The sequence below is a fragment of the Corticicoccus populi genome (assembly GCF_042686195.1).
GTDB classification, from domain to species: Bacteria; Bacillota; Bacilli; order Staphylococcales; family Salinicoccaceae; genus Corticicoccus; species Corticicoccus populi.
In genome coordinates this window covers 256,727-272,270 of sequence record NZ_JBHUOQ010000001.1, presented here as the reverse complement: position 1 = coordinate 272,270, position 15,544 = coordinate 256,727, and the positions used below count along the sequence as shown (strand labels likewise).

The following is a 15,544-nucleotide window of genomic DNA, read 5'->3' as shown; positions in this document are numbered from 1 at the left end:
TGAATCTAGTTGGTAAACCTCTTTTCAACCCATTAAAAATCTTGAACATCCCCTTTACATACTAAACCGACCCTAAAAACAGAAACCGTACTGATTATTTCTATAATGTCGGATAAATTATTTTTAAAATGAAATAATTATTCAATTTCCAACTGAAAAATGGTAAAATAAATTAGTTAAGATCCACTAAAATCAAGGTCTTTTCAAGGAGGTTACATCATGACTGGTAAAACACATATTATCGGCGGTATTGCTGCCGGTCTCGCTTACTCACACTTCTTAGGAACAGATCCGGTCATTACCACCGTCGCCGGGGTTGTCGGGGCACTTATACCTGATATCTGTCACAGCGGCAGTAAGGTCGGCAGACGGATGCCTTTATTATCAAGAATCATCAATCTGATATTCGGGCACCGTTCGTTTACACACAGCCTGTTATTCCTAGCGGCTGTTGCCTTTTTAATGGACACTTTCTTTCCCGATGACACTATCAAGGCAGGTCTTATCGTCGGAATGATTAGTCATTACATACTTGATATGGGTACAAAAAGCGGCATTCAGCTTTTCTTTCCCGTCTCTTTTAAAGTCCGGTTTCCGGTAACAACAAGAACAGGGAGCAAAACCGAGAATTTAATTTTCAGCGTGCTCACACTGATCTCATTTTATTATGGTTATCACCTGCTTGGGTATTACATCATGTAGCCGGTTTTTTAACCCATGATAAAAATATAATTAATGCAAAAAAACTACAACTCATAATTACAACTCCCATCGGCCAGGAAACAAATTCCCCTCTAATGCCGACAATCGGTGAAACCACCGCCCCTCCGATAAACGGAAGCAGTCCGAGAAATGCCGCAGCGCTGCCTGCGGATTTTTTCTGATTCTGCATGCCGAGTGACAGGGATGATGTGGATACCATTCCGACACTTGCCACAACTAAGAATAAAGAAATAATCATAAAGAAGAGCGGCCCGTCAATTAAGACAGCCGTTAAAACGAGTACACTCCCCGTAAACGAAATCAGCACGCCTGTGTTTAATATACGCATCGCACTGAAACGCGCGGACAATCTGCCGGCAAGCTGGGCGGAGATGATAATCCCCACTCCGTTTAAGGCGAAAATTAAAGAAAACTGCTGCGGACTGACTTCATAAATGTTCTGAAGGACAAATGGTGAACCTGCGATATACGCAAACATCGCCGACATCACAAGTGCCTGAGTGAGAGCAATCCCCATGAATACTTTATCCTTCAGCAGGCTGCCGAAAGTCTGTACCACCTGAAAAATACCGCCTTTTGAACGTTCTGACTCCGGCAGAGATTCTTTCATCCATAATAAAACAGCAGTAAATAATGTAAATCCAATCAATCCAATAATGATAAATACCCATTTCCATGATCCGAAGCTTAAAACAAAACCGCCTGATACCGGGGCGAGTATAGGTGCTGCACCGTTAATAAGGGCAAGAAATGCAAATGCCTTCGTCAAATCGACACCCGCATACATATCACGGACAACTGCACGGGCAATGACAATACCCGCAGCGCCGGTGAAACCCTGTATAAAACGAAGAATGATAAATATCCATACATTCGTCTGAAATGCACACAGTACTGAAATGACTGCGTATATTAAAAGCGTAATCAAAAGCGGACGCTTTCTGCCCTGTATATCACTGAGCGGTCCGAACATCAACTGCCCGAGCGCGAGTCCGATGAGGCATGACGTCAGACTTGCCTGGACGAGCGATGCCGATGTTTCCATATCACCGGATATCACAGGCAGTGCCGGCAGATACATGTCCAAAGACAATGGGCCGATTGCTGTCAGCATACCCAACAGCGCGATAATACCGTATTTTATTTTAGTCTGGTTATTCTCAATTTCCATATTTACACTCTTTCTGCTTTAAAATTCACGTAACTGATAACTCTTTACCCCTGACTGTTTACTCTCACAGCTGCCTCAGTTTATAATAAAACAACAAACTACTTAAAGAAACGAGGACACACCTATGGGATTTTTCCGAGACTCAATGGCGATGTTCACAAACTATTCGCTGCCATTCAAATACAGGACACAGGAAACAGAGGATATACATACTTTTCATTTTGAAAAGCCTGCAGATTTTTCCTATGAAGCAGGACAGTACGGCTTATTCAAAATTAATCATGAAGTACTCAAGAACAAAACAAAACCTTTTACCATCTCATCTTCACCGGATGAAGATACTCTCAGTATTACAACAAGAGTCGGCAGTAAGCCGAGCCCCTATAAGCGGGCGTTGATGAACTTGAATGTGAATCATTCACTTTCACTGAAGGGACCAATCGGCACATTCAATGAAACACCTGCTACCGGGCAGATTTTTATTGCCGGCGGTATGGGCATCACACCGTTCAGAGCAATGATAAAAAGTGCCGCTTTTAATAAAGTGCCGTCAAAAATCACACTTATTTATTTCACGGATGATGAAGAACCGCTTTTTAAAGACGAACTTGAATCATACGAAAAAGACGGCTTTGTCACGCTCCATATAAAAACATATGATAGATTCAGCGAACTGGATCAGTATATATCAGATGATGGTTCCGCCAGATACCTTGTAGCAGGTCCGGATCAATTTGTGACATCAACATTCACACAGCTTATATCAAAAGGGATTAAAAAGAAGCATATTAAAAAAGATGTCTTCTATGGTTACAAATAAACACCCCGCCTCAGACCGTCCGGTTTGAGGCATTTTCACGAAAAGGATAAAAACACTTTACCTCTATTCTCCCTCTTTTCAATATACTGCAGTACCTGTGACACTTCTGCTGCATCAAATATTTTATCCGTATTTTTCAAATCCAGCTTGCCCTCACTTACCAGTGAAATCAATATTTTAAAAGTACGCTGCCATTTTTCCACTGTGATATCTTTATTCCAGTGGCGTAAGTGGAATAAAGACACCTCAATTCCTTCACTGTACAGTCTCTGCCAGTCCACCTGATGTCCGGACAAAAGACCGAGAGACAGAAAACGGCCGTCCGGTTTTAATGAAAATGCGAGTTCCGTGCCATCCTCTCCACCGACGCAGTCAATGACCGCATCGGCTCCACTTCTATTTGTCACTTCACAAATGGTTTCATTCACATTTTCTGTTGAAGTATTGAGAACATATGACGCACCGAGGGATGTTAACGTCTCTTTATATTTGTCATCCCTGACAAGTGCGATCAGTGTAAATTTTAAAATTCTACTGAGCTGTGCAAAAATCCGCCCGATAAATGAACTGCATGCATTGACTGCCAGCACATCACCTTCTGAAAGTTTTAACGTCTCCGTACATATCACCCAGGCTGTAACAGGATTAATATACATGCAGGCAGCTGTGACATCATCAATGTCATCCGGTACCAGGACTGCATGTGCTGCCTTGGTTGTGACAAATGTCTGCCACGTCCCTTCCCCTCTGAGCGGCAGCACGCGGCGTCCTAAAAGTGCATCCGGCACACCGTCCCCCGTCTGAGTGACGATACCAATGCCTTCATAGCCCGGGACTCCGGGCAGCTCGATCCTGTGACGGTATGCACCGCTTACAGGAATCAAGTCGGACGGGTTGATGGGACTGAGGTGTATTTTCACAACAATTTCATCTTTCTTTGGTACAGTCAAAGGCATCTTTTCAAGTGATAATACATCTGCCGGACGGCCGAACTCATTAAATACAATGCTGTCTTTATTCACAAAACTTCCCCCTGTCACGCTTCATCTGACGGGAAAATAATATCCGCTGATTTTCTCGCAGTTTCATAAGCATTCATTACAGAATGTGAATGTTCAAGCATTGCATAACATCTCTCAAGGTCATTGTCTTTAAATATTTCTGAAAATACTTTCGTTTCATAGTAAAGATGATTGTCTACTGTCTGATTATTTAAATGATAGGCTTTCCCCTCAATATCCACTGTAATTTCATCACAGCCGTTGGCACCATTTTTAACACTGATGTAGCCTTTTTCTCCTTGAATAATAGAGAAATTTAAACTTCTCGCATCTTTCCCTGCAACACATTCAGCGATAAAATCAGGATATTTCATCACTGCGATGCCGGAAGTATCTATGCCGTTCGGGTGTTTATTTGCTGTATATTCAATACTTTCCGGCTCACCGAGAAGACGGATAATGAAATGCAGATTATAAATATTTAAGTCGGCAAGTGCGCCCCCGGCAAACTCCAGGTTAAACACGTTCGGCGTCTCCCCGTTTTTTAATGCATCATAGCGGCTTGAATACTTACTGTAGTTACACTGCACAAACTTAATATCACCGATACGCTCAATATGTTCGCTGATCAGCTGATAATTCGGCAGATGAATATTTTTAATCGCTTCAAAAAGCAGCAGGGATTTCTTTTTCGCAAGTGCTGTCAGTTGTTCGGTTTCCTCCACAGTTGTTGTGAACGGCTTTTCACAAATCACATGTTTCCCGTGACTCAGTGCATCATATGACTGCTTAAAATGCAGACTGTTCGGTGATGCAATATAGACCGCGTCAATATCCGGAGCACTGAACATTTCTGTTAAATCTGTGTATATAGTATCCACTTGATACTTTTCTGCAAGTGTCTGTGCAGTTTCTTTTGTTCTTGAGTAAACTGCGGTACATTCAGTGCCGTCAATCATTTCAACAGCATCTAAAAATTCGTGTACGATTCTTCCCGTTCCAATTGTTGCGATTCTCATTTAAACGCCTCCGTCAATTATAATATTCTTATCATAACATTATCATACACAAAAAAACCGGCGGATTGAGATCTGCCGGTTTTTCAAACACTATACGAATCGATATATACCATTCTTCACTTCATACTGACCTTTTTCACCGGAAGCTTCAATATTCACAATGAACGGCGTCTCCCCGTTCTCTTCCAGTATATCTGCAGCGATTCCTTCACCGGCAGGACGGTAAAATATAATATCGCCGCCGTCAAGTTTCAAACGGTGACCTTCCGCATTTAAATACTCATCTTTGAATATCTCATCGTCTGCTTCAAGATTAAAATAGCGGGACCATTTTTTCAATGTTTCAGCGGCATCTTTAACCACCATGCCGACTGAATCAAACGCAGGGTCTCCTTTGTCATGCATTTTAATATTCCCGCGGCTGATTAAATCCGCACGCCGATCATCATCAGACGTCTCCCATTCAATAAAAAACGGCAGACCTAAATGATGTTCACCGTCTCCAATGTAAAGGAGTTTCCAGCTCAATACACTGCCGTCCGGTCTCTTACGGCTGAGAGGCACCGGCCCGTATACTTCAAGTCCGACAGACTCAAAATATTCCCGGTCTCTTTCCAGATTATCAGACCGGAATGCAATCTTTGAAAAGCCGTTGTTAAAATGATTCTTCTGAAAAGTATCTCTCAAGCTGTAAGGCTCTGCAGGCGCTTCAGCTGCTTTTCGGTCAAAGACACCGATTAATTCAATATAACTCAAATCAAAATACGTCAGCGTATTAAACGTACCGCCATCCTCATGTCTGCCGCCTGTGGTCACATGAAGACCAATATTTTTTAAACGTTCCCCGGCATCTTCCGGGCTGTCTGTAAAATGTACCAGATGGTCAAATTGAAATGCCATATTCATGCCTCCGGAATAGTGAATTGGTCAATCCTGTATTTACTTGTCCTTCATCTTAAACTCAAAGTGACACTGGCCTTCTTTCAGTACATATTCATCATGCACCACTTCAAAGTTCTCGTTATAACCTTTCGCAAGTGACGGGTCAATCATCTGGCAGTATAGAATTCCGTACTTCGCCATGTCATCATCAGCCCACTGCTGGCCGAGCGGACAGTAAGTGAATGTCTGCTCTATTTCGTTTTCTTTGTGTGTCGTATCCACTTCAAACAGTTCACTTCTTGCCATGTCATAGTTCTTCAAATAATTGTCGGACGTATTATCAAGACCGTTTGTTCTGGCACGCTGTCTGATACCTTCTCCGCGTTTTAAGCCAAACTGTTCAACGGCACTTCTGATGACGTCCTCACCTTTTTCTTCATCATTATCCACGACCTGCTTTGCAATCTGTGCAAACATTTTTGAGAACCTTGCAAACGGTGTTAAATCCGCATACTGTTCTTCACCTTCTACATGATTCGGCAGATAGTCATAAAAACGGTGGTTCTCACCTTCAGCAGTTGCTTTTTTCGCAAGTGCCTCAGTATCTTTTAAACCATAGGCATTAAGACCGTCCTGAATCAGCTGCCGGCCTCTCTCTTCGCCGTATGCTTCTGTCACTGCAGTGTGCAGTTCATTGAACATTTTCGCTGTAATCATATCCATCGACAGAGCTTTCATCATTAAATTTTCCATGCTCACAATCATCGCCTCCTGTTAATCTCTTCATTCAATTATTATAGAATAAAAAAATATTATAATCTAATATACTGTTCCTTCAAATGATATGCATAAAAAAACATCCGGCTGAGATTCACTTCACCGGATGTCCATATATTATATTAATTATTTGTTTAAAGCAGTTTTCGCCTGGCTTACAAGCTCACCGAATGCTTTATCGTCTGCGATTGCGATTTCAGAAAGCATTTTACGGTTAATATCGATACCTGCTAATTTTAAACCGTTCATTAAGCGGCTGTAGCTGATGTCGTGCTGACGTGCTGCAGCGTTAATACGTGCGATCCATAATCTTCTGAATTCACGTTTTTTGTTTTTACGGTCACGGTATGCATACTGACCTGATTTTGTAACCTGTTGTTTAGCTGTTCTATATAAAGTACTTTTAGAACCGAAATATCCTTTTGCTTGTTTCAATACTTTTTTACGTCTTTTACGTGACGTTAAACCATTTTTCACACGAACCATGGTGATTCCTCCTTGATAATATAATTACTTCGCTCTAGCTAAAAGATGTGTTAATCTCTTTGCGTCTGATTTCGCAACTAATGTAGATTTTCTTAATTTACGTTTCGCTTTAGTAGATTTGTTAGCGAATAAGTGACTTGTGTAAGCATGGTTACGCTTGAATTTACCTGTACCTGTTTTCTTAACACGTTTAGCATAACCTCTGTGTGTTTTCATTTTTGGCATGAAATTTCCCTCCGATTATTTGTTATCATTGTTTGGTGCAACAATCAGGAACATGGAACGACCTTCCATCTTAGGTCTCTGTTCGATTGTTGTAATGTCTGAAAGCTCTTCAGCAAAACGTTCCAGTACTTTACGTCCAATGTCTTTATGCGTAATCGCACGACCGCGGAAACGTATAGAAACTTTCACTTTGTCTTCTTTACCGATAAATTTACGTGCATTTTTCAATTTAGTATTGAAATCATGCTCTTCAATTGTCGGTGATAGTCTGATTTCTTTAACATTGATGATTTTCTGCTTTTTGCGAGCTTCTTTTTCTTTCTTCTGCTGTTCATACTTAAACTTGCCGTAGTCCATAATACGTGCGACCGGCGGCTTGGCTTTTGGAGCAACAAGCACTAAATCAAGTTCTACACGGTCAGCCATTTCCTGGGCTTCGCGTGTTGGTTTAATACCAATCTGCTCCCCATCCTGTCCAACGAGTCTTACTTCTTTAGCACGGATACGGTCATTAATAATTGTTTGGTCCTTTGCTATTGTCGACACCTCCATAAGATTTAAGACGAACAAAAAAGGCGGGCATATGCCCGCCTCATACTTATCCATACCGCGCGTAAGGCAGTACAGTTTTCGTAAGTAACCCGGTCACAACTTTAAGTGTTTGCGGGTGAGAAGCGGGTGCTTCTTCTTGTCCGTTCTTATCAACTCTTACTACTATACACGTCGACTGACTGTTTGTCAAATTATTTTTTCAGACGAATTTCATCCACGAGCTTCCATGCAAATTCTTCACGGTCATAAGAATTCTGCTCCTGCTCGCCGTATTTACGGACATTCACTTCGTTCTCTTCGATTTCCTTATCGCCGATAACAATTTGATACGGCACTTTACGCATCTGGGCTTCACGGATTTTATAGCCGAGTTTTTCATTACGGTCATCGATATTCACCCGGATTCCCTGGGATTTCAGTTCATCCTTTACGCTTCTTGCATAATCATAATGAAGATCCACATTGACCGGAATAATCTCCACCTGCTGAGGTGCAAGCCATAGCGGGAACACTCCCTTATATTCTTCAGTCAGGAATGCCACAAAACGTTCCATTGTAGAAACGATACCTCGGTGGATCACGACCGGTCTGTGATTTTCACCGTCATTGCCGACATAGCCGAGGTCAAAACGCTCAGGCAGAAGGAAATCAAGCTGCACTGTAGATAAAGTCTCCTCTTTACCAAGTGCTGTTTTCACCTGTACATCGAGTTTCGGACCGTAGAATGCCGCTTCATCGAGCGCCTCCACATATTCAAGACCCATTTCATCTACAGCTTCTTTCAGCATGCTCTCAGCATTATTCCACATGGCATCATCGTCAAAGTATTTTTCTTTATTATCAGGGTCACGATAGCTGAGACGGAATGAATAGTCTTTAATACCGAAATCACCGTATACTTCAAGCATTAAATTGACGACACGGATAAACTCTTCTTTAATCTGATCCGGACGGACAAATACGTGCGCATCATTTAAAACCATTCCCCGGACGCGCTGCAGTCCGCTGACCGCCCCGCTCGCCTCATAACGATGCATCATGCCGAGCTCTGCAATGCGAATCGGCAGTTCTCTGTATGAATGCTTCTCTGCCTTATAAATCATCATATGATGCGGGCAGTTCATCGGACGAAGGACATACTCCTCACCGTCTAAATCCATCGGCGGGAACATATCTTCCTGATAGTGCTCCCAGTGTCCGCTCTGCTTGTATAGATCAACATTTGCCATGATTGGAGTGTATACATGGTCATAACCGAGTTCAACTTCCTTGTCCACAATATAACGCTCGATTTCTCTCCGGATTGTTGCACCGTTCGGCAGCCAGAGCGGCAGGCCTGCACCGATATTCTGATTGTTCTGGAACAATTTCATATCTTTACCGATTTTCCGGTGGTCGCGTTCTTTTCTTTCTTCAAGCAGATTTAAATATGCTTTTAAATCTTTTTTATCAAAGAATGCAGTTCCGTAAATTCTTTGAAGCATTTTGTTATCTGCATCCCCTCTCCAGTACGCACCGGCAGTGGATAACAGTTTAAAGACTTTTATTTTTGAAGTCTGCGGAACGTGTACTCCGCGGCATAAATCTGTAAATTCTCCTTGAGAATAGACTGTCACTTTCTCATCTTCAGGAATCGCATCAATCAGCTCCTGCTTATACGGATCATCTTTAAATAATTCTTTTGCTTCGTTTCGGGACAATACTTTACGGTGGATTTCAACATTTTCATCAACAATTCTCTGCATCTCTTTTTCAATTTTAGGAAAGTCATCGGAAGAAATTTTTTCATCCATATCAAAGTCGTAGTAAAATCCTTCTTCAATGACAGGACCGACACCAAACTTTACATCACCGTACAAGCGTTTCAGTGCCTGTGCCATCAGGTGTGCTGTAGAATGACGCAGTACCTCAAGACCTTCTTCATTCTTGTTTGTAAATAATTCAAAATCCGCATCGTTTTCAATCGGACGGCGGAGATCATACATTTCCCCGTTCACTTTAGCAGCAACAGCCGCTTTCTTTAAACCTGGTGAAATGGACTGTGCAATCTCTTCTGCAGTGACGCCGGATTCAAATTCTTTTACATTTCCATCTGGAAATTTAATATTAACTTCACTCATACTTATCATCCTTTCAATTTTTTCATTATCAAAAAAATCGCCCCTCTATTAAAATAGAGGGACGATTATAACCGTGGTACCACCCTGATTTATGAGAATCAGATTCTCAACTCAAGATAAGCTTAACGCACTTAAAACGTCCGGGTATTAACCGGCATATATCAAGGGAGTAACCTTTCACGGTTTAGTATGCATGTTTCAGCGCACCATGCACTCTCTTTTAAAAAACACATTCAAGTCTTGTCCTTGGATTTACAATAATGAAATTATAGATAGATTATACATAAATTCATTCAGTTCCGCAACCGTTCTTTATCATGCAGATCATCATCGTACTATTTTGTACGGTAATTCTTCCCTTTAAGTTCAAACTCTTCACAGAGCGCGCGGATACGTTCTGTCATTCTGCGGGCTTTTGTTTCTTCACGTCCGTTTTCTTTCGTGATGCTGTATCTATACTCGAGGTCACTGATACTGTAATTGGAACTGATGAACGTCGGTTTATTCTGCACCATCCGGTGGTGAAGGAGGCTCGTAATAATTTCATCCCTCGCCCACGGCGTCACATCTTCAGCACCGAGATCATCGAGAATCAATACTTCCGCTTCTTTAAACGTTCTATATTTCTCATCTGTTGTCCCGTCTCTGAAACCGGCTTTTAAATCCCTCAATATTTCAGGCACATATACAATCATGGATGACACAGATTTTTCCTTCAGTTCATTGGCGATACAGCCTAAAATATAAGACTTCCCGATACCGAACTCACCATGGACGTAAAGACCGCGGTAGTTGTCACCGGATGCGATATCTTTCGTAACTTGGATGGCTTTTCTGATTAACGGATTCCGGTTTGAATCCCCGTCGATAAAAATCGTATCAAATGTCGCGTTCTTAATATCCTTCGGCACATGGTAGGACTGAATTAAATTTTCTTTTCTTCTAAACGCATCCTGACGTTCTTTTACCGGACACGGTGTATAATACATGTTCGCACGGCCCTCGCGGATATCAATATTAATCACATATCCATCCGGATGGCTGATACAGTTTCCGTCACTGTCCACTTCGCACTCAGTCGGCTGATCTGCGTAATGCTTCAGTGTAATCATATCATTTCTGATCATTGAAGCAGTCAGCGGCTTTTCTTTATCATTAATCAGCGCTGTGATTTTAGGGTGCTGGATTAACTGCTGGTAAATCCGTTCATTATTCTGTTCAATTCTTTTATTGGTTTTGAGCAGATCACTCATTGATTCCATACTAATCACCTAATTTTTTCTGAATTCATCGATCATCTTCTGCAGCTCCGGGTCATCCTTTGCGGTTTTCTGACTGCTGTAATTCACAGGTTCTGCATCTTTTGCTTTCTCTTTATCCATCCAATACGGCTTCTTCTCGCCGTCCCGGACTCTGCCTGGTTTCCCGCGCTTTCTTTTTTCCTGTTCTTTCCTGTAGTCGATAATGGACTGATACGCTTCTTCTGCAGACTGATATCCCGCCTTCTGCCAGTCCCTTGCAATTTTCATTGTATAAGGGACAGGAAGTTCCCCTTCCTGAATCTGAAACACGTATTCGAGAAGGACATTGATCACGCCGTTCTCAAGTGTCGTATTCGCAATAATATCCGTAACCAGTTTTAAATCCGTGTCACTCGGCGAAAAAGATTTTAAATCGTTCAGCCGGTCCACAGGACTGATTCCGTTTAACGATGTAATATAACCCATTTCATCTGCATGCTCTTCTGTATCCGGTTCTTTTTGGCGGACGGATGTTAAAGCGGGCATCGGTTTATTATATTCTTTCTGATAATAACTTCTTGCTTCGTACTTCAATTTTTCTTTATCAATTCCCCGGTATTGATTCGTGGAATTCAATAAAATCATCTTCATATCATATGCATTTAAATTAAACAGTACACTCAGCTTTACAATCAACATTCTAACATCTCTGTTAAAGAATTTCTTATCAATCTTGGTACCTTTTAAATGCGTATAGAGTACATCAAAATCAAAGTCGTCCATATCAACGTTGGCACCTGTTGACTGCACATCCCGTTTAAAATCCTCTGACGGCAGTTCAAATTCATCCGTTTCGTTATGACGGAACACTTCAGTGAATTTCCGTGTCACATCACTAATTTCATCCGGGAGCGCCGGATAACTCAGGCGGCTCCTTTTCTCTTTATACTGCTCAGAACCGATTCTGCCGTGTAAATACATACTCATCATCGGATCTTTAAAAAATGCTTCTGCAGACATCGGACTCAGAAGTTCATATACAAATAAATCATCGTGGTCTTTATTAGACACATATGTCCGGATGAGCCCGATACCTTCCAGCTTTTCAAGCATATCTGAAAATGCGGACAGCGGTATTGACAGAGCATCCATGATTTCTTTGTGAAAACGATGAGTCAACGGTTTATAATGCGCCGTAGACTCATGTAAATATAAATAAGCCATCAGCGTATCGGATTGAAGAACCGGTAAATACAACTGATTCAACACTTCATGATGATCCGCTGACAGCCTCATCGGCGCATATACTATAAATTCAGTATTCGGTTTTAATCTGTCATTGAAGTTCATCTTCATTCCTGCCTTCAGCAAGGTGATTTAACGTATCCATCAACTGGTCGATATCTTTAAATTCCTTATATACAGACGCAAATCTCACATACGCCACCTGATCAAGTGTAATTAATTCTTTCATTACACATTCACCGATATCATTCGATGACACTTCCGCCTTATTTAAATTTCTCAAGTCAGCTTCAACATTATCCGTCCGTTTTTCAAGTTCACTGTACGGAATCGCTCTTTTTTCACATGCCCTTAAAAGACCGTCCAGCACTTTTTCCCTTGAAAATACTTCCCTCGTCCCGTCTTTCTTTACTACCACAAGAGGTGTTAACTCAACACGTTCAAAAGTCGTAAATCTAAAGCCGCACTTCTCACATTCCCGCCGTCTTCTGATTGCCGACATCTCATCAGTATGTCTTGAATCAATCACTTTTGAGCTGTCATGCTGGCACTGAGGACATTTCATAATCTTCACCTCTTTAATTAATCTTCTTATCTATTATAACAAATCCTGACTTAATAATAAAAACCGGGATACACATAAGATAAAAGCTGTCTGTAAAGACAACTATATCCTTGTATATCCCGGGCAGACACTTTATTTCATACCTTCCGCAATTGCTTTTGCGAGTTCCACAGTTCTGACAGAATAACCCCACTCATTGTCATACCATGCAAGAACCTTGACCTTATTATCACGCATCACCATCGTAAGGGAGCCGTCAATAACGACACTTCTTGAATCGGTATTAAAATCCTTTGATACAAGCGGTTCATATGTCACACCGAGAACCCCTTTCAGATTACCTTCAGCATGCTTTTCAAATGTTTCATTCACTTCTTCTGCAGTCACTGTTTTGTTTAAGTCCACCACGAGATCCACAAGGGATACGTTCGGTGTCGGAACACGGAGTGCCAGACCGTCCAGTTTATCATTCAATTCCGGAAGAACAACCCCAAGCGCTTTCGCAGCTCCGGTTGATGTCGGTATAATACTGTCTGATGCTGTACGGGCACGGCGCAGATCTTTATGCGGATTATCCAGCGTATTCTGATCATTTGTGTAAGCATGTACTGTCGTCATCAGGCCGCTTTCAATACCGAATGAGTCATTCAGCACTTTTGCAACCGGTGCGAGACAGTTCGTGGTACATGAAGCGTTCGAAAAAACATTGTATCCGCTTACATCAAGTTCACTTTCATTCGCTCCGATAACAATAGTCTGTACATTCCCGCCTTTTGACGGTCCGGTGAGCAGCACTTTTTTCGCACCTGCATCAAGATGTCCCTGTGCTTTATCCCCGTGGTTGAATTTACCTGTCGCCTCAAAAACAATATCTACTTCAAGCTCTTTCCATGGCAGATTCGCCGGATCTCTGTCAGAAACAATTTTAATTTCTTTCCCGTTCACATATAAAGCGCTTCCTTTTGCTTCAACAGTTTTTTCCCATCTGCCGTGTGTGGAGTCATAATTAATCAAATGTGCCAGAGTTTCTGCAGGGTAACTTGCATTGACCGCTGCAAGCTCAAGATGTTCTGAATCTGCAATCAGACGGAACACCATTCTTCCTATTCTACCTAAACCATTAATCGCAACTTTTGTCATAAAAAAACTCCCTTATATATATGTTATGCTTTTTCATAATTAGTATAACACATTAAAAGGGAGTTAAAAACGTATATTGTGATTTTATTTTCAATTTTTTTATCCGCTGTATTTTTGATTACAGACTGTTTAGAAAATCATTAATCTGAGCATACAAATCCGTCTTTGAACCATTGTTGTCAAACTGATATGTCGCTCTTTTTTTCTTTTCTTCAAGCGACATCTGACTGTTGATCCGGGCCTTAGCATCCACTTTCGATAATTGGTTCCTTGCCATCAGACGTGCGAGCTGAACATCACTGTTCACAAAAACAGTAATTGTAATGTCACAGTTTTTATCCAGTCCATTTTCAAACAACAAAGGAATATCCAAAAATACATGGGATTCTTCCAAAAATCGTGTCTGATCCTCATTCATCATTCTTCGGACTTCAGGATGTACAATACTGTTCAACATTTCCCGTTCACTTTTATCAGTAAAGATAATCTGACCGAGTTTTTTACGGTCAATCTCAAAGCTCTCATCCAGAATATCACGTCCGAAATGGTCAACCACCTTCTTATAGCCCGGCATTCCTTTATCAAGTGCTTTCCGGGAATAAATATCCGCGTCGAGTACCGGGTACCCTTGGGATTTTATGTAATCCGAAGCAGTTGATTTACCACTCGCAATACCGCCTGTTAATCCAATTACTTTATTCATCTGTCCACCTATTTCTGGCATCTTGTACAATAAAATGTGTTTCTGCCTGCTATGATTTTTGTTTTTATCTCATGCCCCTTTGGACATGTTTTCTTCTGATACACATTGAACCTGTCCTGCATTTTACCGGAACTTCCGGACAGACTTCTATAATCTGAAATCGTCGAACCTCCGTTTAACAGTGACAGTTCAAATACATTGACTATCTCATCAAATAATGTGTTTAATCTTGCCTTCGAAATGTATCTCACTTTTCTCGACGGGAGAATTCCGGCACTATACAGACTTTCAGAAGCGTAAATATTACCGACACCGGGAATCACACCTGCATCCATAATCACTGCTTTAATCTGCTTGTTCTGGTACTTATCTTTCGACAGCTGGTGCAGAAAATATTCTCTCGATGCAGCATCAGTATATTCTGGAGCCATGGCAGAAAGCGGCAGAAAAGCTGAAAATGAAGGCACCACCTGCATTTCGCCGAACCGTCGGATGTCACTGTACACAAGGAATGTTCCGTCAGACAGTGTAAACTGCACCTGCCAGTGCTTCCGGTAATTTAATTCCTGAATATCATTGAATGAGCGGACATGGAAATATCCGCCGCTCATTCCGAGATGACTCATCAAATAATATGTTTCCTCAAACTTTTTAAGAATGAAATACAAATATTTGCCGCGTCTGCCCACTTTAATGATTTCTGCACCTGTCATCTCCCCTACAAACAGAGGGACAGGCTGTTTAATAATTGTTTTTCTGCCCGCTTCATGACCTGACGTCACATAATCGGATACTGTCACTTCGTCGACAGTGAGCCCTTCAACCGCAGACAAATCTCTTTTTACTAATTCTACTTCCGGTAATTCCGGCATAT

17 protein-coding genes and 1 other annotated feature are annotated in these 15,544 nt (G+C 41.6%); of the genes, 2 read left to right on the top strand and 15 right to left on the bottom strand.

The genetic code is table 11. From position 1 onward, the window contains the following. The first annotated feature begins 219 nt into the window (after positions 1-219). Positions 220-702 (top strand): metal-dependent hydrolase, encoded by a 483-nt coding sequence (locus ACFSX4_RS01490; RefSeq protein ID WP_377770838.1) that lies wholly within the window; start codon positions 220-222, stop codon positions 700-702. Here the strand turns inward: ACFSX4_RS01490 and ACFSX4_RS01485 are convergent. Next, complete coding sequence (locus ACFSX4_RS01485) at positions 695-1,894, bottom strand: multidrug effflux MFS transporter (RefSeq protein ID WP_377770836.1); 1,200 nt, start codon at positions 1,892-1,894, stop codon at positions 695-697. The two genes, ACFSX4_RS01490 and ACFSX4_RS01485, sit on opposite strands and share 8 nt — an antisense overlap. Positions 1,895-2,018: 124 nt before the next feature. On the opposite strand from ACFSX4_RS01485, the gene ACFSX4_RS01480 reads away from it, so the two are divergent. Then, entirely contained in the window at positions 2,019-2,714 is a 696-nt protein-coding gene (locus ACFSX4_RS01480; RefSeq protein ID WP_377770834.1) for an FAD-dependent oxidoreductase, read from the top strand. A 35-nt stretch (positions 2,715-2,749) separates the two neighbouring features. Here the strand turns inward: ACFSX4_RS01480 and ACFSX4_RS01475 are convergent, their stop codons facing one another. The 14 genes from ACFSX4_RS01475 to mutM all read right to left on the bottom strand — a co-directional run bounded on the left by ACFSX4_RS01475 (position 2,750) and on the right by mutM (position 15,542). Next, positions 2,750-3,736, bottom strand: coding sequence for a zinc-dependent alcohol dehydrogenase family protein (locus tag ACFSX4_RS01475; RefSeq protein ID WP_377770832.1), 987 nt, complete (start codon positions 3,734-3,736; stop codon positions 2,750-2,752). 14 nt (positions 3,737-3,750) lie between these two features. Continuing rightward, positions 3,751-4,734 carry a Gfo/Idh/MocA family protein gene (locus tag ACFSX4_RS01470; RefSeq protein WP_377770830.1) on the bottom strand — a complete coding sequence of 328 codons (984 nt, stop codon included), beginning with the start codon at positions 4,732-4,734 and terminating at the stop codon, positions 3,751-3,753. Between the two features lie 90 nt (positions 4,735-4,824). Continuing rightward, entirely contained in the window at positions 4,825-5,634 is an 810-nt protein-coding gene (locus ACFSX4_RS01465; protein ID WP_377770828.1) for a VOC family protein, read from the bottom strand. A 39-nt stretch (positions 5,635-5,673) separates the two neighbouring features. Further along, entirely contained in the window at positions 5,674-6,369 is a 696-nt protein-coding gene (locus tag ACFSX4_RS01460) for an L-2-amino-thiazoline-4-carboxylic acid hydrolase (RefSeq protein WP_377773409.1), read from the bottom strand. 150 nt (positions 6,370-6,519) lie between these two features. Next, positions 6,520-6,879, bottom strand: a complete 360-nt coding sequence (gene rplT / locus ACFSX4_RS01455; RefSeq protein ID WP_377770826.1) for a 50S ribosomal protein L20 — start codon at positions 6,877-6,879, stop codon at positions 6,520-6,522. Positions 6,880-6,903: 24 nt separating this feature from the next. Further along, complete coding sequence (gene rpmI / locus ACFSX4_RS01450; protein WP_377770824.1) at positions 6,904-7,104, bottom strand: 50S ribosomal protein L35; 201 nt, start codon at positions 7,102-7,104, stop codon at positions 6,904-6,906. 15 nt (positions 7,105-7,119) lie between these two features. Beyond that, on the bottom strand, positions 7,120-7,650 hold the full coding sequence (infC, locus tag ACFSX4_RS01445; RefSeq protein ID WP_377770822.1) for a translation initiation factor IF-3: 531 nt from the start codon (positions 7,648-7,650) through the stop codon (positions 7,120-7,122). A 15-nt stretch (positions 7,651-7,665) separates the two neighbouring features. Further along, positions 7,666-7,800: a sequence feature (ribosomal protein L20 leader region), on the bottom strand. 47 nt (positions 7,801-7,847) lie between these two features. Continuing rightward, the gene (gene thrS, locus ACFSX4_RS01440) at positions 7,848-9,776 is read right to left on the bottom strand and encodes a threonine--tRNA ligase (RefSeq protein WP_377770820.1); all 1,929 of its coding nucleotides are present in this window, start codon (positions 9,774-9,776) and stop codon (positions 7,848-7,850) included. 335 nt (positions 9,777-10,111) lie between these two features. Continuing rightward, the gene (dnaI, locus tag ACFSX4_RS01435) at positions 10,112-11,038 is read right to left on the bottom strand and encodes a primosomal protein DnaI (protein ID WP_377770818.1); all 927 of its coding nucleotides are present in this window, start codon (positions 11,036-11,038) and stop codon (positions 10,112-10,114) included. A gap of 9 nt (positions 11,039-11,047) precedes the next feature. After that, on the bottom strand, positions 11,048-12,373 hold the full coding sequence (locus ACFSX4_RS01430; RefSeq protein WP_377770816.1) for a replication initiation and membrane attachment family protein: 1,326 nt from the start codon (positions 12,371-12,373) through the stop codon (positions 11,048-11,050). Then, positions 12,354-12,827, bottom strand: a complete 474-nt coding sequence (gene nrdR, locus ACFSX4_RS01425; RefSeq protein ID WP_377770814.1) for a transcriptional regulator NrdR — start codon at positions 12,825-12,827, stop codon at positions 12,354-12,356. Before nrdR ends, ACFSX4_RS01430 begins: the two co-directional genes overlap by 20 nt. 132 nt (positions 12,828-12,959) lie before the next feature. Then, positions 12,960-13,967 (bottom strand): glyceraldehyde-3-phosphate dehydrogenase, encoded by a 1,008-nt coding sequence (locus ACFSX4_RS01420; RefSeq protein WP_377770812.1) that lies wholly within the window; start codon positions 13,965-13,967, stop codon positions 12,960-12,962. A 118-nt stretch (positions 13,968-14,085) separates the two neighbouring features. After that, on the bottom strand, positions 14,086-14,670 hold the full coding sequence (gene coaE / locus ACFSX4_RS01415) for a dephospho-CoA kinase (RefSeq protein WP_377770810.1): 585 nt from the start codon (positions 14,668-14,670) through the stop codon (positions 14,086-14,088). An 8-nt stretch (positions 14,671-14,678) separates the two neighbouring features. After that, complete coding sequence (gene mutM / locus ACFSX4_RS01410) at positions 14,679-15,542, bottom strand: bifunctional DNA-formamidopyrimidine glycosylase/DNA-(apurinic or apyrimidinic site) lyase (protein WP_377770808.1); 864 nt, start codon at positions 15,540-15,542, stop codon at positions 14,679-14,681. Between the last annotated feature and the right edge of the window lie 2 nt (positions 15,543-15,544).